This is a genomic window from Paenibacillus sp. FSL H3-0286 (assembly GCF_045040705.1).
GTDB lineage: Bacteria > Bacillota > Bacilli > Paenibacillales > Paenibacillaceae > Paenibacillus_AQ > Paenibacillus_AQ odorifer.
The window spans coordinates 1,541,370-1,568,303 of record NZ_CP150285.1; the positions used below are offsets into that span (position 1 = coordinate 1,541,370).

The 26,934-nt window shown below is 48.0% G+C and carries 16 protein-coding genes; 10 read left to right on the top strand and 6 right to left on the bottom strand.

From position 1 onward, the window contains the following. Nucleotides 1-492 precede the first annotated feature (492 nt). A complete protein-coding gene (locus MHB37_RS06795; RefSeq protein ID WP_036675871.1) occupies nucleotides 493-852 on the top strand; it encodes a hypothetical protein in 360 nt (119 codons plus the stop codon). 64 nt (nucleotides 853-916) lie between these two features. Here the strand turns inward: MHB37_RS06795 and nrdF are convergent, their stop codons facing one another. The 5 genes from nrdF to MHB37_RS06820 form a co-directional block, all read right to left on the bottom strand. After that, nucleotides 917-1,876 carry a class 1b ribonucleoside-diphosphate reductase subunit beta gene (gene nrdF, locus MHB37_RS06800; RefSeq protein ID WP_405169069.1) on the bottom strand — a complete coding sequence of 320 codons (960 nt, stop codon included), beginning with the start codon at nucleotides 1,874-1,876 and terminating at the stop codon, nucleotides 917-919. 39 nt (nucleotides 1,877-1,915) lie between these two features. Next, on the bottom strand, nucleotides 1,916-4,000 hold the full coding sequence (gene nrdE, locus MHB37_RS06805; protein ID WP_076192945.1) for a class 1b ribonucleoside-diphosphate reductase subunit alpha: 2,085 nt from the start codon (nucleotides 3,998-4,000) through the stop codon (nucleotides 1,916-1,918). Beyond that, the gene (gene nrdI / locus MHB37_RS06810; protein WP_036675861.1) at nucleotides 3,987-4,346 is read right to left on the bottom strand and encodes a class Ib ribonucleoside-diphosphate reductase assembly flavoprotein NrdI; all 360 of its coding nucleotides are present in this window, start codon (nucleotides 4,344-4,346) and stop codon (nucleotides 3,987-3,989) included. The genes nrdE and nrdI overlap by 14 nt, the downstream gene beginning before the upstream one ends. A 403-nt stretch (nucleotides 4,347-4,749) precedes the next feature. Continuing rightward, nucleotides 4,750-6,399 (bottom strand): helix-turn-helix domain-containing protein, encoded by a 1,650-nt coding sequence (locus MHB37_RS06815; RefSeq protein WP_076125388.1) that lies wholly within the window; start codon nucleotides 6,397-6,399, stop codon nucleotides 4,750-4,752. 30 nt (nucleotides 6,400-6,429) lie between these two features. Then, a complete protein-coding gene (locus MHB37_RS06820) occupies nucleotides 6,430-8,253 on the bottom strand; it encodes a sensor histidine kinase (RefSeq protein ID WP_081387872.1) in 1,824 nt (607 codons plus the stop codon). A 227-nt stretch (nucleotides 8,254-8,480) separates the two neighbouring features. Here MHB37_RS06820 and MHB37_RS06825 point away from each other — a divergent pair, with 227 nt between their 5' ends. The 4 genes from MHB37_RS06825 to MHB37_RS06840 all read left to right on the top strand — a co-directional run bounded on the left by MHB37_RS06825 (nucleotide 8,481) and on the right by MHB37_RS06840 (nucleotide 18,583). Beyond that, on the top strand, nucleotides 8,481-9,824 hold the full coding sequence (locus MHB37_RS06825) for a sugar ABC transporter substrate-binding protein (protein ID WP_036675860.1): 1,344 nt from the start codon (nucleotides 8,481-8,483) through the stop codon (nucleotides 9,822-9,824). Between the two features lie 99 nt (nucleotides 9,825-9,923). Next, on the top strand, nucleotides 9,924-10,862 hold the full coding sequence (locus MHB37_RS06830) for a carbohydrate ABC transporter permease (protein WP_036675858.1): 939 nt from the start codon (nucleotides 9,924-9,926) through the stop codon (nucleotides 10,860-10,862). Nucleotides 10,863-10,877: 15 nt separating this feature from the next. Next, nucleotides 10,878-11,717 (top strand): carbohydrate ABC transporter permease, encoded by an 840-nt coding sequence (locus MHB37_RS06835; protein ID WP_081383301.1) that lies wholly within the window; start codon nucleotides 10,878-10,880, stop codon nucleotides 11,715-11,717. A gap of 149 nt (nucleotides 11,718-11,866) precedes the next feature. Then, nucleotides 11,867-18,583: an S-layer homology domain-containing protein gene (locus tag MHB37_RS06840; protein ID WP_405169070.1), complete on the top strand. Its 6,717-nt coding sequence runs from the start codon at nucleotides 11,867-11,869 to the stop codon at nucleotides 18,581-18,583. Nucleotides 18,584-18,750: 167 nt separating this feature from the next. On the opposite strand, the gene MHB37_RS06845 is transcribed toward MHB37_RS06840, so the two are convergent. Beyond that, nucleotides 18,751-19,587, bottom strand: a complete 837-nt coding sequence (locus MHB37_RS06845) for an AraC family transcriptional regulator (protein WP_076302157.1) — start codon at nucleotides 19,585-19,587, stop codon at nucleotides 18,751-18,753. A gap of 180 nt (nucleotides 19,588-19,767) precedes the next feature. On the opposite strand from MHB37_RS06845, the gene MHB37_RS06850 reads away from it, so the two are divergent. The 5 genes from MHB37_RS06850 to sigK all read left to right on the top strand — a co-directional run bounded on the left by MHB37_RS06850 (nucleotide 19,768) and on the right by sigK (nucleotide 26,780). Next, on the top strand, nucleotides 19,768-20,910 hold the full coding sequence (locus MHB37_RS06850; protein WP_312151334.1) for a DUF2264 domain-containing protein: 1,143 nt from the start codon (nucleotides 19,768-19,770) through the stop codon (nucleotides 20,908-20,910). 73 nt (nucleotides 20,911-20,983) lie between these two features. After that, on the top strand, nucleotides 20,984-22,792 hold the full coding sequence (locus MHB37_RS06855; RefSeq protein ID WP_076279532.1) for a heparinase II/III family protein: 1,809 nt from the start codon (nucleotides 20,984-20,986) through the stop codon (nucleotides 22,790-22,792). Between the two features lie 72 nt (nucleotides 22,793-22,864). Then, a complete protein-coding gene (locus MHB37_RS06860; protein ID WP_076279533.1) occupies nucleotides 22,865-24,001 on the top strand; it encodes a glycoside hydrolase family 88 protein in 1,137 nt (378 codons plus the stop codon). 10 nt (nucleotides 24,002-24,011) lie between these two features. Beyond that, nucleotides 24,012-25,871, top strand: coding sequence for a DUF2264 domain-containing protein (locus MHB37_RS06865; RefSeq protein ID WP_405169071.1), 1,860 nt, complete (start codon nucleotides 24,012-24,014; stop codon nucleotides 25,869-25,871). A gap of 207 nt (nucleotides 25,872-26,078) precedes the next feature. After that, entirely contained in the window at nucleotides 26,079-26,780 is a 702-nt protein-coding gene (gene sigK / locus MHB37_RS06870) for an RNA polymerase sporulation sigma factor SigK (protein WP_036675850.1), read from the top strand. Nucleotides 26,781-26,934 lie beyond the last annotated feature (154 nt).

Consider the following 26,934-nt stretch of genomic DNA (forward strand, 5'->3'; position numbering starts at 1 on the left):
GGATTAATTTACTTATATAAGCATCTAGTATTGAAGGCTTTGCGGCGTATTCCTGTTCGAATATCCTGTAGGATGAATGGACTGGAGTTGGAAGGCGCACGCAGAGCCTTTTTTAGTTGTTTCTAAACGATAACGGAATTACACAATTGTGTATGAAATTAAGGCAAATATAACCATGAATATGTTGGAATTTGTAGAAATTTGTATTTTAATATAAATAAAAAAAGAAATTTGTCGATAATAATATAGGTAATAGGTATGAGTTAAAATATATTAGAAAGGATGTTGCAATAAAACGATACAGGAAATAGATGTCATTAACTATTGATTGTAACGATATGGCATCATTTAAACAAGGCAGTTTGTTCCAAACCCAGTTGCCAAAAGTAGAAGTTACTGAAAAGCCTGGGCAGAAATTTTTTGTCTGTTGGAGTTACATACATTACTTTCTATTATTAAAAAATAACTATTAAAACTTGGAGGAATACAATTATGTCATACACAATTAAGTACAACAAAAGTGAAAACCACATCGATGTAGTATCTATCGATTTTTCTGCTGAGGATGTTCCAGGATACTTGAAAGATTTTGAGAATATCATGAAGCTTGTTAGTCCTAAATTTACGGGTACAACTGATGTAACTGAATCTGCAAGTGTACTTTCCCCTGAAGTTGCAGCAATGTTGGCTCCAACAGGTGAGATGGCGAAAGCAGCTGGCCAAGCAGGATGGGCTTATGTAACTAAAAACCCAATTTGGAAAATGCAATTGAAACGTATTTTTGGCAGAGATTTTGCTGATGCTTACGATACCTATGAAGAAGCTAGAACAGTACTGAAAAAATTGCAATAATCTAATAAATAGAGTTAACAAAAAGTGCGGAGAGCTTTCTCCGCACTTTTTGTTTTATCTATATTTAAAATTGAAAATCTTCATCCTTCAGTGGCTCCACATTAAGCGCCCGGACATATCCGTTGCCTTTCTTCGAGAAGAAGTCATGCTGCTTGGTGTGGGTGCTGATCCCGTTCTGAACAATCGGGTTGATCTCTTCCTCGTCGAATAGCGGATCATGGCCCAGATTCATCATCGCTTTATTGGCATTGTATCTTAGGAAAGTCTTCACCTCGTCCACCAATCCGATAGGGGCATAGATCTGCTCGGTATAACGCTCTTCATTCTCATGCAGCAGTCGAAGCAATTCTACCAGCGTATGGTGAAGTTCGCGTTGCTCGTCTTCTGGGAGCCCGTCAAAGATCTCCTGTGCCAGCACACCGACATATACCCCATGGATGCTCTCATCCCGTAGAATAAGGTCGATGATCTCACCGCTGCAAGTCATTTTGCCCTGCCCAGCCAGATATAGGGGATAGAAGAAACCACTGTAGAACAAGTAGCTCTCGAGCAGCACGGAGGCTGCCATGGCGAGGTACAGGTCTTTTGGTGAGTCTATGTTTTTGTAATATTGTGAGATGGTCTCCGCTTTGAACTGGAGGAAGGGGTTCACTTCTACCCAGCGGAATACACTGTCGATCTCCTCTGTAGAGGATAAAGTGGTGAAAATACTGCTGTACGATTTGGCGTGAATTTGTTCCATCATACCCATGAAGCCCAGTACGGCTTTGCGTTGAAGACCTTCGACATGCTCCATAATCTGCGGCATTCCTACTCCGCCTTGAATCGTATCCAGCAGTGTCAGGCCGCCCAGCACCTTCATATAGGAGTCCTTTTCTTGCTCACTGAGCGTGAGCCAGGACATTTTATCATCGGATAATGGAATTTCATCGTCCGTCCAGAATTGCATAATGTTCTGATTCCAGAACATCAATGAGAAATCGTCGTCGGGACGGTTCCAGTTAACGGCTTGGATAGCGGTCATAATATTGCAATCTCCTTTTCTGCGGCTATAGCCTTCCTTTTAGATCGAGCAGGTGAGGCATTCCTCGACGGACAGCTTTTTGGTCCGGGTGTAATACAGCGACTTCAAGCCTTTATGCGCCGCATACAGGTAGGAGCGGGCCAGTTCTCTGGTGGAAACATCACTGTTAACATGCAGAACGGTCGAGATACCCTGGTCGATATGGGGCTGAATTTCCGCGATCAGATCGATTACCTTGAACTGGTCCATCTGGTAAGCCGATTTATAGAAAAACACATTGTCCGGCCGCAGGTACGGCATCGGATAATAAGTAGTTGAATTAGCATAAGTCCGAGTCTCAATCTGCTCAACAATCGGCATAACGCTTGAAGTGGCGTTTTGGATATAGGAAATGCTGGCCGTTGGCGCAATCGCCAAACGGTAAGCATGGTATAGGCCATTTGTTTTTACCGCATCCCGCAAATGTTCCCAGTCTGCTGGGGATGGGATATAAATATCTCCGAATAATTCTTGTACCCTTGGGGTAACCGGGCGGTAATCGGTAGTCAGGTAACGCTCGAAATAAGCTCCCGTAGCATAATCAGAAGCCTCAAATCCATGGAAAGATCGGCCCGTGGCGGCAGCGATTTCCATGCTTTTCTCCAGCGAGTGGAAATTCATAGTCATAAAGAAGGTCCGGGCAAAATCGCGGGCCTGCTCGCTTTCATAAGCAATGTTGTTCTTAGCCAGATAGCCGTGCAGATTCATGACGCCAAGACCGACAGAGTGCATTTCCTTGTTTGCTTTGGCTACGCCTGGGGCATTGGAAATACTGGTCATATCGCTAACAGCGGTCAGGGCGATCATGCCCTCATGTACGGATTCACGGATTTTGCCATGTTCCATCACGTTAACAATGTTCAAGGAAGCCAGATTGCAGCTTACATCGCGGCGGATTGTACTCTCCTGTCCGTAGTCGGCAATCTCTGAGGTCTCCTGCAGCTGAAAGATTTCAGTACAAAGGTTGGACATTTTGATCTGTCCGACGTTTTTCAGGGCATGGGCCGCATTGGCATTGCTCTTGTTCATGATATATGGATAGCCAGATTCCAGCTGGATCATGGCAATTTTGGTCAGCATATCCCGTGCGCTCATAGCTTTCTTCTTTTTGACACGTGGATCGGCCAGCAGCTTATCATACATGTCATCCAGATCCATATCGTCGAGATGCGTGCCGTAGGCTTTGTACACACTGTAAGGAGCAAATACATGCAGCGCTTCATTGTCCTTCGCCAGCTTATAGAAGCGGTTTGGAATAATCAGGCCGATGGACAGGGTTTTGAGTCTTGTTTTTTCGTCGGCGTTGATCTTCTTGCTGTCAAGGAATTCCAGAACGTCCCAGCCAAAAATGTTGTAATAGGCTGCTCCTGATCCTTTACGTTGACCCATCTGATCTGCATAGGAGAAGCCGTCTTCCATCAGCTTGAGTACAGGTATAATTCCCTTCGCAGCATCCTCAACACCCTTGATAGTTTCACCACGGGAGCGTAGCTTGGATAGGTTAACGGCCACACCGCCACCGATCTTCGACAACTGCATGCAGGTATTCAGCACATAGTTGATGGAATTGAGCGAGTCGTCCATTTCGATTAGGAAGCAGGAGACGAGCTCACCACGCCGGCTCTTACCGGCATTTAAGAAGGTTGGTGTCGCAGGTTGCAGGCGCTGTTCCATCATCGAACGGGCAAGTACCCCCGCAGTATCGGCGTTGCCGCGTCCCAGGTGAAGGGCGACTGCCGCCACACGGTCCGGGTAATGCTCCAGATATTGTTTACGGTCATTGGTTTTTACAGCGTAATCCGTGTAGAATTTCGAAGCTGCCATATAAGATGGAAAACTGAAGTTGTAGGCATGGCTAATCTGGTAGACTTCTTCAATTTCCGCCGTGCTGTACTGATCGTAAAAATTCTCGTAGAAATCCTGTTCAATCATATAATCAACCTTGGCTTTTGTATTCGCAAAAACCAGACTCCGGCGCTCTACATCCCGCATAAATTCGGCTACTGCCTCAAGATCTTTGTCTAACTGAAAGAAGCCACTTTCGTCTCTCTTCATCAACATGTTGTTTAATTCAATATGCCGCAACCCGGCTCACCTCCTGTTTAATCCGTTCTACATCGCCAAATGTACCCGATAACTCAAATTTACCGATAACGGGCACGTTATACCGATCTGCAATCAAGTCCGCGCTGTGCGCGAACAGCTCGCCCCAGTTCTTATTGCCGCTGGCGGCGATGCCCTTCAGATTGGCATTATTGTTCTTCAAGAAAGTAGACACCTTTTCTGGAATCTGTCCAAAGCCGGTGGTATATGTAATAAGCACATAGGGCTCATCAATCGTCATATGCTCCTCAATCTGCACAGCCGGCAACTTAAGTTTGCTGATGAAGCGTCTGACATTTCCTGTTTTTGAATCATACGCGACTAGCATGGTGTCTGTCCCCCTGTAAATATTAAAAACTATTGAAAATAGTATGAAAACTGAATGGATAAGCTATAAATTCTGAAAAATCGTATCTATACTATATTTAGTGTGCGTTGTTTATTTTAATTACTATATGTTGAAAAGTCAATATGGGAACAGCAGTCTTAATAGCTGGGAAAGTGTCTCGTAAGCGGTTTTTTGGTAGACTTTTAGGGCAGAAAGACCGGAGTATTAGCATTTTGCTAGTTTAAAAATAAAAATAAAAAAATTGCAGGAATAAGGGTGATACTTAGGGATGCTGCTGAGGGTGATGGCAAGCCAATAAATCTGCAAGGAACAGAGCCTGCTCCTTGCAGATTTATTGGCTTTATTTTTGCGAAGTGGGATTATTCTTAATAATCTCTTGATCTCAAGAACGGTTGTTCACTCCGAGGCTTCGGTCAGATGGTGAATCTGCTTTAAGTTGCTGCATGTATTCCCTGGGGGAAATTCCGGTTACCTTTTTGAAAACTTTACTGAAATAGAAGGCACTCTCATATCCCAGCTTCTGTGAGATTTCGTAGATGCGACCTTCCCCACGTGCCATCATTTCTTTGGCTGTCGTGATTTTGATCTCCGTGATATATTCCACATAGTTGACCTTGGCAACCTTGGAGAAAAGGTGGCTCAGATAGTTGGGACTGAAATTGAAGACATCAGCCACTTGATTGAGCGAGAGCTTAGTTCCGAGATTTCGTTTAATATACTCTTGGACATTTTTGACGAGCTGCTCCTTGTAGCTTTGTCTGCGGGTAGAGAGGATGTCTGAGCAACCGTCCCGGAACTGGATCAGCCAGCCAGCGATCTCTTCAATCGTATGCATCTGGTAGATAGCCCGGTAGCCCTCCGGTTCATTTTCGAAAATTTGTTCCACAATGTTCTCACCGTCTGCGAGCAGTGAAGTGGCCATGTACAGAATGTTGCAGGCGGCATCAGTGGCGGGAACCAGCAGGTCGGCCCGGCCGTCGAAGATTTCGATCATTTTGGAGATAATGGCGTATAAAGCTTGGGTATCCATTTCTTCAAAAGCACGGCGGATCTCTGTACGCAATTCGGAGAAATCAAACAACAGATGATCCTGCTCCAGCGACTCTCCTTCGGCAAAAAACACAAACGACTGTGCTTTAACCGCAGCAGGAAGCGCTTTTCGGGCAGCGAGGTAGCTTTCCCGCAGCAAATAAGGATCCTCGACCGCAAAGCCGATCGCGCCGATGATCCTTACATTAAAGTAGTTATGAAGTATGGAGGCCATATGGGTCAATAGCATTTCAATCTCAGGCATCCATTGCCGTGAATCCGTCCCGTTGACGGGCAGGGTTACAGCAAAATTGCGCAAGTCCAGACTGGTCACATAACAAGGTCTTATGGAAGTAAGCGTATCTTTAGCCATTTGGACGGTACTTGAGCACAGAGCAACCATTTTATCGCCGCGGGGCGGGACACTGTCTGGTCCCAAAATACGGCAAGTGCAGACTAGATAAGCAGGTTCCTTGAGCTCAAGGTTTAAATCATCTCTCTGCAAAAGGTACTGGTTTTTATTTGCGAATAAGTTATTGAACAGGCGGATGAAAAATTTATCGCGTTGAGCTTGTAGATTGCCTCTATGAGCAAGCATGGGATAGCTGTCTAGGGTTTGAAAAGCCTCCAACTGGGAAATTGCTTTCCGAATGGAGGCATCAAGTGCCTCTGGTGTCAGTTCTAGCTTCACTAGATAATCTGTGGCTTGCACTTCAATCGCTCCACGCGCGTATTCGAATTCCTCGTAGCTTGTTAAGATGATGAACAGCGGAAGCCGGCCGTGTTTTTTGCGTACCGCACTGGCAACTTCTAAGCCGCTTTTAATTGGCATTTTTATATCGCTGATTACGATGTCAGGACGTAGGGTGTCAATCATTTCTTCCTCTTGAGCCCCGTTGTGTGCAATGCCGACAATTTCTATATTATATTGCTCCCACTTCAGCATGGACTGCAAGCCGATGCAGACCAGCGCCTCGTCATCAGCAATTAACAACTTGATCAATTCCATCACATCCTTGCTTGATATGCTACTCTATTCCTTTTGCAGGAACGGCAGAAGAATCTTCATCCGGGTATATTGGCCCGACTCACTCTCAATCGAAAGACCGTAATTATCCCCAAATGCCAGGCGCAAACGTTCATTTACGCTGCGGAGTCCAATATTCTCGGGCATTTCTTTGCTTCCATCACCTGGATTCGACAGAATCGTGGAGATTTCTTCTTCCTTCATCCCTACACCATTGTCTTCAATCGTAACTAGAATATCGGCGAATCCACTTTTGGTCACCTTAATGAGAATTTCTCCTCTGCCTTTGGGCTCAATGCCATGGAAGATGGCGTTCTCGACCAGGGGCTGGAGCGTGAATCGTGGAATTAGGCCGGTTAGCAGTTCCTCGTTGTCAATCTCCTTTACCATAGAGACCGTACTGCCATAGCGGTATTTCTGAATTAGAAAATAATCATCCAGCAGGCTCAGCTCATCTTTCAGCGGCATTAGTCTACGGTTGTCTTTGGCGATGCTGCGCAGCAGTCTGGATAGTGAAGTGGTCATTTCCGCGATGCCGGTAGCATTCTGAATTGTAGCCATCCATTTGATCGAATTTAGTGTGTTGTACAGGAAATGGGGATTGATCTGACTCTGCAGCATCCGGTATTCCAGCTCCTGCTTCTGTTTCTCGTCAGCGAGCCGGCTGTCCATAAGCGCTACGATATCTTGGGACAGGCGGTTAATGCCCCGGCCGACATCGCCAAGCTCGCTGTTCCATTCGATATTGCGGTCCAGCAGGAAATTGCCCTGGGCGATCTTATCAATCCGCTTCTTCAGTTTTTCCACCGGAAGACTGATGGTACGGGTCAGATACAGCGTAATGATAGCGCTTAAGACAATAACCAAGAGACAGACGCCGAGCATAACCAGAATCCATATATTTGTCTTGGGAGCGAACAGGTCATTGGATAAAGTCTGTGACAGAATGACTCCGCTGCGTACGGGATAAGATACCACGATATGGCTCTCTTTCTCGTCCTCGAGCTTGACCATGGATAGCTCAGTTTGCGGACCGACAGGTTTATCATTGGTATAGGCCACCGGTTCATACGGCTCTGCAATGGCGATGACCTGGTCGCCGATGAGCTGATAATGATGATTGCCGAGCGTCAGCAGCAGCCGGGAATTCTTCGGCAGGGAGTACCCTTTCAGCTTGTCGGTAATAACAGTGGTATTTGCTAACAGGTACACCGTTCCAACCCGGGAAGCCCCTTTGCCGTAAATAGGAAAAACAAATGGAATCCCGTTCGTATTAGACAGCGGGTCCTTGATCACCCGGTCCCATTTCTCCTCGGCATCATTGCTAAGGCCGGTAATTTGACCGATATTGTGTATGGTAAGCGGAACAGAGGTGCCGGTTTTATCCACCTGCAGAAACTTTCCGTTGCTATCCGTAACAATCAGACGGCGGGCATAGCTGTTGGAGCGGTTGTTCAGGAAGTCCTGCTGCATCGAGTTGAATACATTAACTGCTTCCTTAGAGCTAGCCTTAGGTGAGCTGAAGTAGTCTGTAATCAGGGTATTAGTAGAAGAGTTAGTGCTGCAAGTCATCGCCAGCGATGACAGATCAATTAAATCCTGTTCAATAATATGGGATACCAGCTGCAGATTGAATTCGGTCGCCTGGATGGTTGTTTTACGCTGATAATAAGTAATTAATTCATAGCTAAAAAAAGACAACAGCGACGCTATCAGCAGTGCGAATACGGCCATGAGCAGAATAATGCGACTTTTAATGGTGGATTTTCTTACCGTATTTAACACTCCTCTACAAAATGTGAAAACATATAAAGCGTTTTCATATACCATAGCATATTCCTGCGTTCCGATACAGGGGGAGGTACATAAGCTGAATATTTTACATGTTTTAGATAGAAAATTACAGGTTTGAACCGGAGCAGGGAAGAAGAACACAGAAAAGTGAATGAACTTTGTTTGATAATGCATGCCATTCTTGCGAAAAAAGCTATAAACTTTGAACTAAGCTCAGAAGAGCCGATCGTAGTTACACAATCAGAAGAAAAGGGGATATTTAAATGAAACTGAAAAGATTCTATGGCATAACCCTCGCCACAGTATTCTCCATGAGTCTGTTGGCTGGATGTTCTGGTAATAACAACAACGAAGGTGCTGCTGCAACGACAGCTCCAGCAACGGGGAATTCTGCAAACGCTTCCGCTGAACCGAGCCAGGAGCCTGTGACTTTGAAATGGGCCTTGTGGGATTGGGAAGCTACTGCTTACTACAAGCCGCTAATCGATGCCTATAAAGCTGAGCATCCGAATGTAACGATCGAATATGTCGATCTGGGGTCGACGGACTATATGACCATGTTAAGCACACAACTGTCCGGTGGCGCAGATCTGGACGTACTTACAATTAAAGATATTCCGGGCTACTCGAACCTTGTGAAACAGAATCACCTGGAGCCGCTTAAAAGCTTTATGAGTGGCAACGCTATTGATCCTTCGGTATATGGAGGTACTGTAGAACAAATCGAAGTGAACGATGAGGTGTATGCGCTTCCTTTCCGCAGCGATTTCTGGATTCTCTACTACAATAAAGATTTGTTCGACAAAGCAGGCGTGGAATATCCAAGCAATGATATGACATTCGAGCAATATGATGAGTTGGCCAGAAAAATGACTTCCGGCAGCGGTTCTGAAAAAGTGTACGGAGCTCACTACCATACTTGGCGTAGTGCGGTTCAACTGTTCGGTATTCTGGACGGCAAGAACACTGTTGTTGACGGAAACTACGATTTCTTGAAACCAACCTATGAGCGGATCCTGAAAGAACAGGAAGACGGCATCGTAATGGATTACGCCACACTGAAGACTTCAAGCACGCACTATTCTGGCGTATTCTACAATAATTCCGTTGCTACTATGAACATGGGCAGCTGGTTTATCGCTACACAAATTGAGAAAGTGAAGAGTGGCGAGTCCCAATCGGCTAACTGGGGCATTGCGAAATACCCTCATCCGGATGGTGTGGAAGCCGGTACAACCTTGGGTACAATTACATCCCTAGCTGTAAATCAGAAATCCAAACATAAAGAAGCCGCACTTGATTTCATGAAATTCGTGACTGGTGAAGAAGGCGCTAAAGTCATTGCTTCCACCGGAACCATTCCAGCGATTAAGAATGATGAAGTTATCAATTCCATTACTTCCATCGAGGGCTTCCCTACGGATGAGAACAGCAAAGCGGCACTGACTACTGTTAAGACTTATCTGGAAATGCCTATGCATGAAAAGAGCGCAGACATCGAAGTTATTTTGAATGAAGCGCATGACAATATTATGACTAAAAATGCTTCGATTGACGAAGGTTTGGATGATATGAATGCTCGCGTACAGCAGCTCTTGAATAATTAACCTTAAGAGAGCCGGTTCTAAGGGCGGGTGAAAGCCCGCCTTTTATATTAAAAAGTATAGATTTGTGGGGAAAGTTTTAGAAGGTTTGGAGGAGAAAGAATGCAGAACGAAACCATATTGGGTACAAAAAAGATCCCTAAACGTCATTTGTCAAAAGGTGTCCGGGAAAACCTGGTAGCTTACAGCTTCATTGCGCCGAACTTTATCGGATTTGCCCTGTTTACACTGGTACCTATGTTTTTTGCCTTTATCCTTGCTTTTGTGAAATGGGACGGGGCCAATCCAATGAAGTTTATCGGGCTGGACAATTTCACCCGGTTGATCAGAGATACAACATTTCACAAAGCATTATGGAATACCATTGTTTACACTATTGGCGTAGTACCGTTCACCATGATTGTCGCGCTGGCGCTGGCGATTCTGCTTAATCAGAAGATAATGGCCCGCAATTTCATGAGAACCGTATTCTTTTTCCCTTATGTAGCATCCCTGGTAGCCGTTGCTGCCGTATGGAACTTTATCTTCAGTCCTACGATGGGTCCGATCAACAATATCCTGCATACCCTTACCGGTATCCCGCTGGAGGATCTTCCCCGCTGGGCAGCGGATAAACACTGGGCGATGTTCACAGTAATACTGTTTACAGTGTGGAAAAATATGGGTTATTACATGGTTATTTACTTGGCAGGTCTTCAGGGCATCAACCCTGAATTGTATGAGGCTGCTGAACTTGATGGTGCGGGCGCGTGGAGAAGATTCCGCAATGTGACGGTCCCTCAACTGGCGCCTACCTCTTTCTTTGTTCTGATGATTCTAGTCATCAATTCGTTCAAAGTCTACGATATCTTTATCAACCTATTTGCCGGCGCCGATAACCAGTTGAATGATTCTACAAGGGTTATGGTGTATCAAATCTATAATACGGCGTTCCGCTCGCTTGATTACGGATATGCCAGCGCCATGGCCATTGTATTGTTTCTGCTGGTACTTGGCATCACCATCGTCCAGTTCCGCGGCGAGAAGAAATACGGACAATAGGAGGATTCAAAAGATATGGTTGGTAAAAGTAAAGGACTTAGAATCAGCATTATGGTTCTTGTGTATATTTTGTTGTTTGCGACAGTACTGGCGATGCTGGTTCCGTATATATGGATGTTGTCTTCTTCACTCAAGATGAACAAAGATGTGTTTTCCTTCCCAATGCAGTGGATTCCACAGAATCCGCGCTGGGAGAATTTCGCGGATATCTGGACACGGATTCCGCTGGGCCGTTTTATTTACAATACGGCGAAATTATCGATTATCGTAACGATTCTACAACTACTGACTTCCAGCTTTGCTGCGTACGCGTTCTCCAAACTGCATTTCCGGGGAAAAAACATTCTATTCCTTGGATATATTGCAACAATTGCGATCCCTTGGCAGGCTTACATGGTGCCGCAATTTATCCTGATGCGTTACATGGGACTTAACAACACGCATTTGGCAATCATACTGCTGCAGGCATTCTCGGCATTTGGAGTATTTCTGATGCGCCAGTTCTATCAAGGTGTTCCGGATGAATTATGCGAGGCTGCCCGTATTGACGGCTTGAGCGAATATGGAATTTGGGCGCGAATCATGCTGCCGTTGTCCAAGCCAGCATTGTCTACATTGACGATCTTCACCTTTGTCGCTACCTGGAATGACTTCCTAGGGCCAATGATTTATCTGACAGATACGAAACTCAAGACTATCCAAATCGGACTAAGAATGTTCATCTCGCAATATTCCGCCGAATATGGCCTGATTATGGCCGCGAGTGTGGTGTCCATTATTCCGGTTGTAATTGTTTTCCTGGCTCTGCAAAAGTACTTTGTACAAGGTGTTGCAGCATCGGGCATTAAGGGCTAGAACCGTATTTGACCTGGCAGTTGCATGCTTCATAGGCTGCCAGGTTTTTTTATAAGTCAAAGGGATCTGTATAACTCTAGTAATTATTCATTTAACAATAAAATGAATACGCTTTCTTTTATTATTGGCCATCAAAGGAGGAGAAGAGAATGAACAGAAAGCACTTTCGAAAAAGGCTTTTCTCAATAACGATGACTACTGCGCTCGTAGTTGGGATGTTTCCGGCATTCACTCTGCCTGCAGCCTCTGCTGCTACCGTAAATTCTATCTACGCTGCCGCCCATATGGGGGCTACAACAATTGCAGATACAACGCTGCCAGCCAGCATTGATATCGGAGGCCAGAGCACAGCAGTGAACTGGAATATTGGAGCAGATACCTTTGCCGTGCCATACGATGCCGTGACCGTCAGCGGTACAGCAAACGGGGGGCCGGTCGTAGCCAGTGTTGAAGTTATTCCGCCCGCAAGTAATCCGTTGGTTTACTTTGTGGATAGCGGCAGAGGGGGCGATTCCGTAGGCAACGGGCCTACTTCCTCGCCGCTGTACGAAGCGGTCCGCACGCTGAGCGGCAGCGATTTGCTCAACCAGTCACCCGACCAGAAGTATATCAGCGGTACGGCGGACTGGGGATTTGATGATTCCGTAAACAAGGTCAAGAATTCCAAAGACGGGGGACTTACCGATCCAGCCACCGATCCGTCCCTATGGACTGTCGGACTTCGTGCCGACCCTGCCAGCAATCATATCGTGTATAAATTAAAAGCGCTTGAAGCTGGAACCTATACGCTCAGCAGCGGTTTCCATGATTGGTACGGCAGCCGCTCCCGTGTAATACGTCCTCAGATCGAGTATAAGGATGCTAGCGGGGCAACCAAGAACATCTTGTTTGACCAGTTCAACACTAATGTGACTAAACTAATTTCCGGCGAATTCACCATTCCTGGAGACATTGACGTTAGTAGTCCAATGACGTTGACTTACGCCTATGTTGCTGACGAAAAACCTATTTTGAGCTGGTTCGCCGTTGCCAAGGGCGGAATCAAGAAACAGATCGAAGAGGCTACACAGAGCGCAGCTTCTATGGTCAAGGTTCTGCTTGACGGCAACGATATCCAAGCTGACAATGTCAACGGCCTCACATTCAAGGGATTTGGCGTACTAAGCGCTAACAGCACCAGTGCGCTTTTGCTGGACTATAAGTCAGAGTATCCAGAGGCTTATGCAGAAATGCTACAGATCTTGTTCGGTGGAGAACATCCGCTCATGACGCATGTGAAAATCGAGATGGGCAATGACCGCAATAACTCCACGGGACCTGACCCGGCGACTATGCGTACGGCCGATGAAGAGGCAAATGTTACCCGGCATCCCGGCTTCCAGCTTGCCGCAGATGCCAAGGCAGTGAACCCTGATCTTAAAGTGAGCATCCTGAGATGGAGTGCTCCGGCCTGGGCGAATAACAACGACAAAATCTATACCTGGTACAAAAAAACCATTCTGGCCGCTTATCGTGAATACGGTTATATGGCCGATTACGTTAATCCTTATATCAACGAGCACGCTCCAGATTTGGCGTGGACCAAACAGTACGCTGAGAGAGTCAAGACTGACAGCGAAGGCTTCAACAGCACCGAAGAGCGGGAACTGTACAACCGGATCAAGTCTGTGATATCCGATGAAGTCGGGATTGGCAGCTTCGGTGCCAGTATGGTGAGTGATCCTTCTCTGCGGGAAGCTGTGCCGATCGCTGGATACCACTACAACACGGACGACGACAGCGCAGGCAATTTCAAAAAACTTGCAGAACAATATGATATTGAGGTTTGGAACAGCGAGGCGCAGTCTACCTTCAGTAATTCCTCTTTCCGTCCCAACAACAATATGAAAGATCCTACAGTGGCAGGAACCGGCATTGGTGGTGTCGGCAGTCCGCTGGAGATGAGTAACACGATTATTAAAGGATTCGTTAACTCCCGCCGGACACACTTTATTTACCAGCCAGCCATTGGTTCCTTTTATGAAGGCGGACAATATTCCTTCAAGGAATTGGTCAGCATGCGCGATCCGTGGTCGGGATGGATTCATTATGATGCGGGTCTTGTCACTCTGCAGCATTACAGCTGGTTTGCGAATGTAGGCTGGGAGAACGAGGATAATACTGCTGGGATCTGGCGAGCGGTTCCTCAAGCCAGCTCTACAGGTGCGACAGGCACCAATCCGGTCAGCGGCCGCAACGGTTCCCCTAGCTATATAACCCTTGCAGCACCTGATAAAAAAGATTTCTCGACGGTTATCGTGAACGATAGCGAGTATTCCAAAATCTACAAGCTGCAGACAGTCAATATGGCTTATACGGGTAATCCATCCATGGAAGTATGGGAAACCCGTGCCGCTGATGCAGGAGAAGCGTTCAACAGCAATTATATGCAGTATCTCGGTGATGCCACTGCTGATGGCAGCGGGGTGTATACCGTTAAGGTTAAACCGTATTCGACCGTGACTGTGTCTACTTTGAAGAACAAGGACAAAGAAGAATATAATACACCGCTGCCTGTAGAAGGCGAGCGTACCGTACTGGATACTGATGCTACAGGAGCAGGACACAGTACTGGGGACAACATTCTGTACGCTGATGATTTTGACTATTCCAAGCAGACTGTTGTGAAGATTGGTGCAGGCGGTCAATCTGAGGGTACCCAGAGCTATATCGAATCCCGCGGCGGTTCCCAAAGCGTTATCCCGCGTTATACCCATGACCGCAACGGGGCATTTGAGGCCTATCTTCCGGACGGTTCAGACAATTATGTCCTGCGGCAGCAGCTGGACACGGGAACCATGGGGCTTGGCGGCACATGGAACAGCGGAGATCCCGTAACGGCCATCGGCGACAACCGGTGGATGAACTACAAGGCCAGTGTTGATGTATCGTTCGAAACAAACAATACTCAGGGCGGAGCCAATTATGCTGCGATAGGCGCCCGTTATCAGGGAGGTGGCAGTTCCCACTCCATAACCGGTACACCGTATGTGCTGAAATTCTGGTTCGACGGCGGCTGGCAGCTGCTGGTCAACAATAGCGCAGTTGCGAGCGGAAATGCCGCGAACGGTTCCGGCGGCGTGAAGATCGACGGATTCGATACCGCATATGACGCATGGCATAATATTGCCGTTCAGGTTGCAGGTGATAAAGTGACTGCCTATCTGGATGGGGTGAAGCTGGCTTCCTATACCGACCCTACTCCTGAATTGTCCGGCCGGGTAGATCTGGCCAGCGGCTACTATCACGTCCGCTTCGATAATTTGAAGGTGGAGAAGGTTGAGGGCTACACGCCGTATTATTCAGAGCTTCTAGACAATCTTGAAATGTATGACCTGGCTGCGGCTCCGAATCCTAAACTGATATATACCGGGTCGTGGAGCCATATAAATGGAGCGGGCATGTACATTTACCAGCGTTCTCTTTCTACCAGCCAGGCTGTAGACGCTGCAATGGAATATACGTTTGAAGGCACCGGACTGGATATTCTAGGAGCGAATAACGGATCGGCGAAGCTTGAGGTAACGGTGGACGGAAAAGTTATTGCTCTATTGGCTGATACAGTAGCTTCCAAGGAGCTGTACCAGACGTACGCACTCCGCGGGCTTAAATATGGCCAGCACCATGTGCAGATAAAGGTGGTAAGCGGCACCTTGGTTGTCGACGCGGTGGCGGTTGTTTCCGGGGAAGTAACCGGTACTGTAGATACTGCTGCTCTTCAGGCGGCGGTAACAGCCGCGAAAGAAATGAACAAACAGGATGAATATTCGGACAGAGACTGGCAGCTCTTCGTAGATGCACAGAGCGATGCACAGGGAGCACTGGATAATCCTATTTTATACAAATTGGATCAGGAAGGAGTTACTCAGCTTGAAGCACGCCTGATCTCCGCCCAGAACCAGTTGACTACGGGAGATATACGGGAGCTTGTCGCTCCTCAGGATTTGGCTACTTATGCTGGAAAACTGCCGAATCTTCCAGACAAGGTGGAAGCCACTCGGGCAGACGGATCCAAATTGCTGGTATCAGTAAAGTGGAATGTAAATGCAGCCAGCTTCAACAATCCTTATGAACGGGTAGCTGTAACCGGCACTTATGGAAATCTGAAAACAACTTGTTATGTGGAAGTGGTACCGGAGGGGCTCTTATACTTCCTCGATGCTGGTGTATCGGTGGACGGTATCACGCCGCCGTATACGTTAATCAAGGATTTTGTAGGTGACAGCTTGCTTAATAACAAGGCGGATCAGCCTTCGACAGGCAATGGCGTATGGGGGCATACCAGTACTAAGTACCTCCTCAAGGGGCTTGGTGGCGCTGTAGTTCCTTCTGATAAAAGTCAGACAGGTGTTTATGGTTCGGATACAAAAAATAATCCACTTGTATACCTGCTCCCTTTGAACGCAGGCAAATATACGATTACGTCATTCCATCGGGACTGGTGGAACAACACCAACCGCACGATGGATATTACGCTTAGCTATATCGACGCTGAAGGGAAAGAAGTGACCAAACCGGTCCGAACCGGACTCGTCGCAGGTCCTAATGGCGCTATGATTAACTATGACTTCACGCTTCCGGTGAGCGGTACTGTGAAATACTCAATAAACAATACGTATTCAGGCAATCAGGCTGCATTGATCAGCTATGTGGCTGTAGCTAGAGATAAAGCCAGTGTTGCTAATGAGCAGGCTGTAAATGAGGCTAAGAGTATCATAGAAGGTGCGGTATACAGCGTGCAGAAGGAAGTGGCAAACAGCGAAGAAGCTGTCCAGACTTGGCTGCTGCAGACGATAGGCGCTCTGCCCGGTCTCAATGATACCGGAGTTACGATCGGTGAGATTACCTTGTCTTCCTTCCAAGAAGCAACCGATGAGACTAACGGCAGCTTCAGCTTTACGGTATCACTGAGTAAGGGAGAGGCCACAGCGGACAGTTCGGTGAGCGGAACAATCAAGCTGCCGGAACCGGATACTGTTCAGCCTTTGATTACTCTGTTAGGTGATGCAATAGTGAATTTGCACATCGGTTCTGAATATACAGATGCAGGAGCGACTGCTTATGATGACAAGGATGGTGATATTACAGACCGTATAACAACAACAGTTAGCAGTGAAGTATACGGCTTGACTGCTCTCGATACAGCGAAAGCTGATATTTATACCTTCCATTATAATGTCAGCGATACCGCAGGCAATAAGTCTGAAGAAGTGACAAGAAAAGTAGTCGTTGCACTTGATCCGGATGTAATGAAGCCGGTGATTACACTGCTTGGTGAACCGTCCATTCAACTGGAAAATGGCGCAAGCTATATGGATGCCGGAGCGACAGCGGTAGATGACCGTGACGGCGACATTACGGAGCTTATTATAGCAACGATTACGAAGAATGAGGAGAATGTGCTGGCACTGGATACTAAGGCGGCAGGCATCTACACCTATCATTATAATGTGAGTGATGCGGCGGGCAACGCGGCTATCGAAGTGACTAGAACCGTGACAGTGGGCGAAGCAGAGCAACCTCCGGTAGTGACGCCAACACCAACACCAACACCAACACCAACACCGACATCAACACCAACACCGACATCGACGCCGACGCCGGAACCGGAGCCAACAACAGTACCAACATCTACGCCGGCGCCAACGGAAGCACCAGTGTGGACGGTAGCACCGACACCAGCAGTCATCCCGTCCCCAACGCCAACACCGCTGCTGCAGACCGAAAAGGTTCTTGATCGAAAGGATTTCACGGCACCGGTTGGAGGAGTAATAACGGTTCAGCTCACTGAAGCTACAGAATCCGTGCTCCTTCCAGCAGGACTATCAGGAATCATCGGAGAGAACACTCTACGTCTGGCTTGGAGTAAGGTTGCTATCGATCTGACCCCAGAAGTGCTGAAGAGCATTCAAGAAAAAGCTACTGGAGGTCAAACGGAGGGGGCGCGAATTAAGCTCTCAGCAGTGAAGGTATCCAGAGATGCTGTGGAACAGTTAATCAATAATCGGGCTGTTAATGGTTCCGTACATTTATCTGCGGCAAGTGATGTGATTAACTTCAGCTTGGAGGTTGTTGCTGCCAACGGCACTGCTGTAACGGTAACTGCTTTTGATAAACCGTTGACACTTACGTTCAACGTAGATCCGGATGCCAATATAAGCTTGCTCGGTAGCTACTATGTTTCTGCAAATGGTGCGCTTGAATTCATGGGCGGAACGTTGACTAATGGTAAATGGACTGCTGAAATACGGCATTTCAGCCAGTATGCAGTCCTGGAATACGATAAGCTGTTCACAGATGTAAGCAGTGACAGCTGGGCCAGCAATGTGATTAAGACCATGGCTGCGAAGCATATTATTGAAGGCATTTCCAGTACGGAGTTTAATCCGCAAGGGGATGTAACTAGGGCACAATTCGCTGCTATGATTGCACGCGCGCTTGGGCTTAAGGCAGGAAGCCATCCAACATTTGGTGATGTGGATTCCAAAGCCTGGTATGCCGAAGCCGTTGCAGCTGTTAGCGGAACGGGTATCGTGCTCGGACGCAGTGCGGATTCGTTCGCCCCGGATCAGAGCATTACCCGCGAGGAAATGGCTGTGATGATCGTTCGTGCTTATGAATATTTGCAGGGAAGCGAGACCAATGAACCTGCTGTAGGATCGTTCAGTGATTATTCCCAGATTCATGACTGGGCGAAGAACGCAGCAAACATCGCCGAACAGGCGGGACTGATCAAGGGACGCGGCAATAAGCAATTCGCGCCACAAGAGACGATGACCCGTGCCGAAGGTGCGCAAGTTATCTCCAATCTGCTGGGATATTTGTAAGTAGCATTTCAAAGAACCTGGCAGGCTGCATTAAGCGGGCTGCCAGGTTCTTTATAGATTTGGAGAGACGGGGGAGTGCTTAGGAAAACAGCGGCCGGAAGTCCAACTATTCACCGCAGTAGCGATTGCATCTTTTTTGAAGAATCCTTGAATTTGAGTTTTAAAGCTCAGCTTCTTTTACTATATTTTCCGGGTGGAATGCCCGTGATGTTCTTGAAGGTACGGATGAAATTGGCATAATCGTTAAAGCCGGACAGATAGCAGGTATCGGATACGGAGTTCCCGGCGGACAAGAGCTGCTTGGATAACGCAATTTTTTTGAGCAAGACGTAACGGTAGATGGTTCCGCCTGTCTGCTGTTTGAACAGATGGCTGAGATAATATTTATCGACGTTCAGTTCTCCAGCGATTTGCTCCAGTGACAGATTTAGATGCAAGTGGTTGTCGATATAGCTCATGGCTGATTGAATATGTGAGGAAATGATGCTGGGCACGGTAGATCGGGTGCGGCTGTACAGCTCATTGATGAGGACGAGGATCTGAACCAGGTAGGTCAGAGCCAAAACTTCGCTCCCGTACTGCTGATTCTCTAATGTCTCAATCAGGCGGGAAGCAAGGGCTGTATACTCTGCAATCAGCGGGTCATCCATTTGCGCGAGATTATGCTCTCCGGGCTGGCGGTTCTGGAAACAAGCGAGCAGATTTGTAGTTGCGGTACAGAAGGGATAGACAAGCGGAGCTTTGAAATGGATAGTCAACCGTTCATAGGGCTCCGGAGATAAATTGATGATTTTATGAATCTCGTGATTGTTGAACAACAGGACATTGCCCCGCTGCAGGGGATAGCTGAACTGATCTACAAAACCGTTCACCTTGCCGCCCAAGAACAGGAAAATTTCATAGTGGTCATGGATGTGGAAATCCCTGGTAGGTGAGATCGGCGAATTTCCGATACCTGCCAGAATATCTCCATCGAACGGCTCATAATACTGGGCATGCTTCATTGGAATTGCCCCTTTCAGATTGATCACAATATACGCAATAAAACATCATTATTCGCAAAGACATTGCAATAATACAACACTAAACTATAGTAGAAGATTACGCAATATAACAAGATTCAGGCGGTAGGCAAGAGAAGTAGCTGTAGCTGATTAGATGCAATTGAAAGGGTGGAATTGTGCATGAATGGGAAGGAACAGCGTAAATACTGGCTGGATACAATGCTGCTGATCGGGGGGCCTGTGCTGAATGCTTTGGCTGAGCGGAAATTAAAGGAACAGTTGCCTACAAAGTTTCATAGTGACCGGAGCCAGTTTGCCCATTTGGAGGCTTTTGCTAGATTGGCATGTGGAATGGCCCCTTGGCTTGAGCTAGAGGGACTTGAGGGTGAGGAAGAACAGCTTAGAGCGCGTTATGCCGGGCTAATGCTGGAAGCCATTGATGCCGCTGTTGATCCGAATTCACCTGACTATATGGAATTCAAGGCTGAAGGCCAACCGCTGGTAGATGCGGCATTCCTGGCACATGCGCTGGTGCGTGCACCAAAGCAGCTTGCCGGCAAGCTGAGTGCGCGGGTCAAAGGCAATGTAATAACAGCGCTGAAGCAGACACGCCGGACAGCGCCAAGCGGCAGCAACTGGCTGCTGTTCAGCGCAATGGTGGAAGCCGCTTTGTATATACTTGGCGATCCTGAATATGACCGGATGCGCGTTGGCTATGCGGTCCATATGTTCATGGATTGGTATAAGGGCGACGGAGTTTACGGGGATGGCAAGGACTTTCACTGGGATTATTACAACAGCTTTGTTATTCAGCCGATGCTGATGGATGTGGTAGCACTTTTTGAACTGGAGTCGGAGCAATATTCCGCATTGAAACCGCTGATTCAGCAACGGGCACAGCGATACGCTACTGTTCTCGAACGGATCATTGCACCGGATGGAACCTATCCCTTTATCGGGCGTTCGATCGTTTACCGTTTTGGGGCGTTTCAACTGCTGTCGCAGGCGGCGCTGCAGCATTTTTTGGAGGAAGCATTGCCCCCTGCACAGGTACGCTGCGCTTTGACAGCTGTGATTACGCGAATTATGGAATATCCGGGTACGCTTGATGAGTCCGGATGGCTACGTCCGGGGGTATACGGTTATCAGCCGGAGCTTGCGGAGAGCTATATCAATACAGGCAGTCTTTATTTATGCGCCTCCGTATTCCTCCCGCTGGGGCTGCTCCCTTCTGATCCATTCTGGTCAGGGGAAGAGATGAAATGGACTTCACTAAAAATTGCAGCCGGTGAGGATGTTATGAGAGATCATGCCTTGGAATAAAAAGTATTCAGCCATATTAGTGAAGAATAAGATGCTTCGCGGATCTGACTGACCTATAAGGAGGAAAAAAGGCATGAATAAACAGATGCTTTTGGAAATAGTGCATGAAATGAAGCCAGTCGATCTGAGCTTGTATTATCCAAAGGGGGATGCGGCTGCTTTTTGGAAACGGGCGTTATCATCGGGAGTACTACAGGCAGATATCAGCGAGATCCGCGCGGAGGCGGTAAGGCTGGACGGGCAGTCTATACCTGAACTGTCGTATACGTTATTTTCCATTTATTCGCGTACGGGTTCGAGGCTGGAATATGAACGGGTCTATTTTGAACGGAGAAGAAGGCTGAATACTTATGTATTTCTGGCTTTGCTGGAGCCGGAACATCCGGAAGTACTGGAGAAGCTGGAGGACATCCTCTGGGCTATATGCGATGAGTACACCTGGTGTCTTCCGGCCCACCTCCCAGCGGATCATAATGCAGCTGATATCAACCGGTATATTGATCTGTTTTCTTCCGAGACCGGATTTACTTTAAGTGAAGTTTTACTTTTGCTCGGGGAACGACTTTCGCAGCTTCTGAGATCCCGAATCCACCATGAAGTAGAGCGGAGACTGTTTCGTCCATTTCTTGAAAATGGCCCTTATGATTGGGAGACAGCGCGGCATAATTGGGCAGCGGTCTGTGCGGGATCAATCGGGGCTGCTGCCTTGCTGTCTGTGGAGGACCCAGCCATGCTTGCGGATATTCTGCTGAGGACAGAGCGCGCCATGTTGTATTACCTGGAAGGGTTCGGTGAGGACGGTGCCTGTCTGGAAGGCCTTGGGTACTGGAATTATGGGTTTGGTTATTTCACTTATTATAGCGATCTGCTCTGCTCCAGAAGCACAGGCAGACTGGACTGGTTCAACCAAGAGAAGGTAGCGCAAATCGCGCGCTTCCAACAAAAATGTTTCATTGACGGAAGTCATGTAGCCAATTTCTCTGATTCAGTGCCTCAGGTGCTAGTACATATGGGATTGTCCCATTATCTGGCGGAAGTCTGTACGGATGTCGAACGCCCCCCATCCGCTTTGCGCGCTCCTTACACTGAAGATCATTGCAGCCGCTTTGCACCGGCTTTCCGCAATCTGATCTGGACCAGGGCTGGCAAGGAGGACGAAGCTTGGCGAGCCGCCAGCTATTATCTCCCTGATGCCGCTTGGCTTGTCTCGCGTCATGTGTCGGAGGCGGGTTCATTCGGATTCGCCGCCAAGGGCGGGCACAATGCTGAACCGCATAACCATAATGATCTGGGACATTTCATTCTGAGCGGCCGGGGAGAGATCTACGCATCCGATCTTGGAAGCGGAGAGTATACTGCTGATTATTTTGGGGCTGGCCGTTACCAGTATGACTGCAATGGATCGCAGGGTCATTCGCTGCCGATCATTGATGGCCAGTATCAGCTGGCCGGTCGGGCGTTCAGCTCCACAGTGCTGCATGCATCGGCGGAGGAGAATGATGAGCTGACATTGGATCTGACACAGGCTTATCAGGTAACAGGACTACAGTCCTTAATCCGTTCGTTCGTCTGGCATAAAGAGGAATGTCCACGGCTGGAGCTTACAGACACTTACCGGTATGCGGGAATTCCGGCGTGCTGGACGGAGCGGTTTGTCACCTGGCGTGAGCCTAAGCTCCTTCATCCGGGTACCTTGCTGCTGCCGGGGACTACGGCTCGCGGCGTTGAAGTGACATACGATTCGCTGAAAGTTGAGCCGGAGATTACTGTGCATATGTACCGGGATCATTTTGGCATGGAGAAGCTCTGGTATAGTCTGGACTTCCATGTGCTTCAGCTTGGCGCGGTGGGCAAACTGGCATTCACTTTTCAATTTCTATAAAAGATGGGCCTGAGCTTATAAAAAGTCCTCTATCAGAGGGTAGAGGCTAATTCGAATAAAGGCGGGATTTAGATGAGTAGATTAGTAAAGCAAGCTTGGGTAGACGAGGCTTGGGGCAAAGCCTTGGAGAAGACTAGAACGAACAGTCGGAGAATCGGTGCAGAATTCCCCCATGCCAGTCAAGGCGGCAAATACGTGCTTGAAGCACCAAACTGGTGGACAGCCGGCTTTTGGCCGGGAATGCTCTGGCAGCTCTATGCTGAGAGTGGTGATGAGGATTTGAAAGCGGTTGCTGAGCAGTGTGAGGAACGGCTTGACGAGGTGCTGGATGGTTATGTGAAGCTGGACCATGATCTAGGCTTTATGTGGCTGTTGACCAGTGTTGCGAACTATAAGCTCACGGGCAGAGAAGCATCACGAGTCCGGGCGTTGAAGGCAGCCAACTATCTGGCGGCCCGCTTCAATCTGAAAGGACGCTACATCCGGGCCTGGAATCCATGGAGTGAAGGCGAGGATAACAGCGGGGTAGCCATTATCGATTGCTGCATGAATACCAGCCTGCTTTTCTGGGCTTCCGAAGTAACAGGGGATCCACGTTATCGGCATATCGCTGAGGCGCATATGGATACGGTGCTGGAGCATTTCATCCGGCCGGATGGTTCGGTTTATCACATCGTCAAATTCAACCCGGAATCGGGCGAAGTGGTTGAAAAGCTTGGCGGGCAAGGTTATGCGCCCGAGTCGGCTTGGTCGCGCGGGGCAGCCTGGGCGCTCTACGGACTGTCATTGGCCTATCATCATACGGGCAAGCAGAGTTATCTTAATGCAGCCAAGCAGGTCGCGCATTTCTTCTTGACCCGTCTGCCCGAAGATCACGTTCCACATTGGGATTTCCGTGCTCCCGGTGAAGTTGGCGAGATTCGGGATAGCTCTGCTGGTTCCTGTGCAGCGAGTGGCTTGCTCCTGCTGGCTAGCCAGGTGGACGACTCGGAGGCTCATGTGTATCGGAACGGGGCTATAAGAATTACTGAATCCCTTTATCGGAATTATGGAACTTGGGACAATGCAGAAGAAGAAGGATTGCTGCTTCATGGTACGAGTAACTATCCTGAAGATCGGAATATAGATGTTCCGCTTATCTATGGCGATTTCTTCTATGTCGAAGCGCTAGCCCGGCTAAAAGAAGCCGGACCGTTCTACTGGGAATAGGGGGCATATAATGCAGACTGAAAAGACTTTTACGACTATTGCTAAAAATCCGCTAAAGACCCGGGAGGATCTGGTCTCTGCTCTTGAACAGCTTACAGAACCGCTTCGGCCGCTCTACAGCAGAGGCGGCGCACGGCTGGCAATCGGCGGAACAGGAGCCAGCTATTCAGCAGCAACTGCAGAAATGGAAGGTTTCTCCCGGGTATTGTGGGGCTTAGTGCCCCTGCTCATGGGAGGCGGAGAAAACGGGCTTTGGGATACTGTGCTGGATGGCATACGCCACGGCACGGATCCTGCCCATGAAGAATACTGGGGTGAAGTTCAAGATTATGACCAGCGTCTGGTAGAGATGGCGGTCTTCGGTTTCGCCTTAGCCGCCATTCCTGGACAGATCTGGTCACCACTTACCCAGAAGGAACAGGAGCAATTGTACAGCTGGCTGAATCAGATTAATTCCCATCCTTGCTATGACTGCAACTGGCTGTTCTTCAACGTGCTAGTTAATGTCGGATTCCGCAGAATCGGCCGACCCTACGACGCGGAGCAGCTAGAGAACAATCTGAAGCGAATGGATGATTTCTATCTGGGTGATGGCTGGTACAGTGATGGAATTAACGGGCATAGCGATTATTATGTTCCTTTTGCCATCCATTACTATGCGTTACTGTACGCGAAGCTGATGGAACAGGAGGACCCGGAACGTTCACAGGTGTTCAAAGAACGGGCCCGGCTTTTTGCCACCGAATTCTTGGGCTGGTTCGCTCCGGACGGATCTGCCCTTCCTTATGGAAGGAGCTTAACCTACCGCTTTGCCCAGTCTGCTTTCTGGGGTGCCCTCGTCTATGCAGGCGTTGAAGGATTCCCTGTAGGTGTGGTCAAAGGATTAGTACTGCGCAATTTGCGCTGGTGGTTCAGCCAGCCGATCTTTGATGCCGGAGGCATTCTGACGATTGGTTATACCTACCCCAACTTGGTCATGGCGGAGAATTATAACGCTCCCGGTTCCCCCTACTGGGCGTTAAAGACATTCCTGCCATTGGCTCTCAGCGCGGAGCATCCATTCTGGAAGGAAGAGGAACTGCCGCTGCCGGATATTCCTGCAGTTATAGTCCAGAAGCCTGCGCATCTTGTCATTGTCCGCGAACCTGCTTCCGGCCATGTGGCTGCCTTCAACAGTGGTCATCTATATACGAATGAGCATACCCACACGTCTGCCAAGTATGAGAAATTCGTATACTCAACAGGCTTCGGGTTCAGCGTACCCCGCTCCGAATGGGGATTGTCTCAAGGGGCATTTGATTCCATGCTCGCTCTAAGTGAGAGCGGGGACAACTTGTATCGGGTCAGACGGCGGAATATGGAGTCAAGAATTGTGGACAATGTGCTGCACTCTGTCTGGAAGCCATGGACTAATGTGGAGGTTCGGACCTGGATCGTTGCTGGGCTGCCTTGGCATATTCGGATACACCGGATCGAGACCGGACGACCGTTGGACGCCGCAGAGGGCGGCTTCGCGCTTGGTCAGGAAGCGGGGGTGGAACAGCAGATCGGCCTTACAACCGCGGCAGTATCTACAGCAAGGGGAATAAGCGGAGTCAAGGGTTTGATCGGCTACGAAAAGGCTGAGCTAATTTGGCCTAATGCCAACACAAACCTGCTTCATCCCCGGACTGTTTTGCCTACACTGACGACTTTCCTTGAGCCTGGAATCCACTGGCTGGCTTCGGCTGTATACGGTGATCCGTCGGGAGATTCTTGCGGCGGTATTATAGAACAATCACCAGAGTCTATTTTGAAGGTTGCTTTTGACAAGGACATCATTAAGGTTCTTACGTCTAGTGAAGCGGAATTTAACATCAGAAGAGAGTGAGAATTACCGCTAACAACATTGTGTTAAAAAGACAAGTAATTGAGTAGAGTATGACTGATTTCTCGTATGAAAAATAAATTTCTGTGGTTGTACAATTTCCCCCGTACAGGCACTTCTAGGCGCACGCCCACATACAATAAGGATGACCATGAACCCGTAAGGCAAACAGATCGGTTTCATTGTACAAGTGCGGGAGGTGTCGCCAAGTTGCCTGGATTCTTAAGCACGATTGCGTTGCTGATCAAAGAACTGACGCTGCTGGTATCATACGTAAGGAATAATGCATTTCCACAACCGCTCTCGGAGCAGGAGGAAAGCCGATACTTAGGGATGATGGCTGAGGGAGATGCCAAGGCCCGCAATTTGTTGATTGAGCATAATTTGCGGCTCGTTGCCCATATAGTGAAAAAATTCGATAATACCGGAGAAGACATGGAGGATTTAATCTCCATCGGCACGATCGGCTTGATTAAAGCTATCGAGAGCTACCGCCCGAACAAAGGGACAAAGCTAGCCACTTTTGCTGCCCGTTGTATTGAGAACGAAATCCTGATGCACCTAAGATCCTTGAAGAAAACTCGTAAAGACGTATCCCTGCACGATCCAATTGGGACTGACAAAGAAGGTAATGAAATTACACTCATTGATATCCTCGGTTCGGAAGCGGATGATGTTATTAAAGAAGTGGATTTGAAGATCGAGAAGAGTAAGATTTATCGCAACCTAGATATTCTGGATGACCGAGAGAAAGAAGTTGTGGTGGGTAGGTTTGGGCTGGATACAGGTGGAGAAGAGAGGACGCAGCGGGAGATTGCCAAGGAGTTGGGGATCTCGCGGAGTTATGTTTCGAGGATAGAGAAAAGGGCGCTTATGAAGCTGTATCATGAGTTTTATAAGGCGAAGCGCTAAATTCGAGATAGTGTGAATTAATTAAAATCGGTAGAAGCCATATGTTTTAAAAGCGACTTTTCTTCGGGAAAGTTGCTTTTTATTATCATTATTGCGTTGGAAAAGTTAATTAAATATATAGTTCATAAGTACAAGAGTTTGATAACTTTCTAGC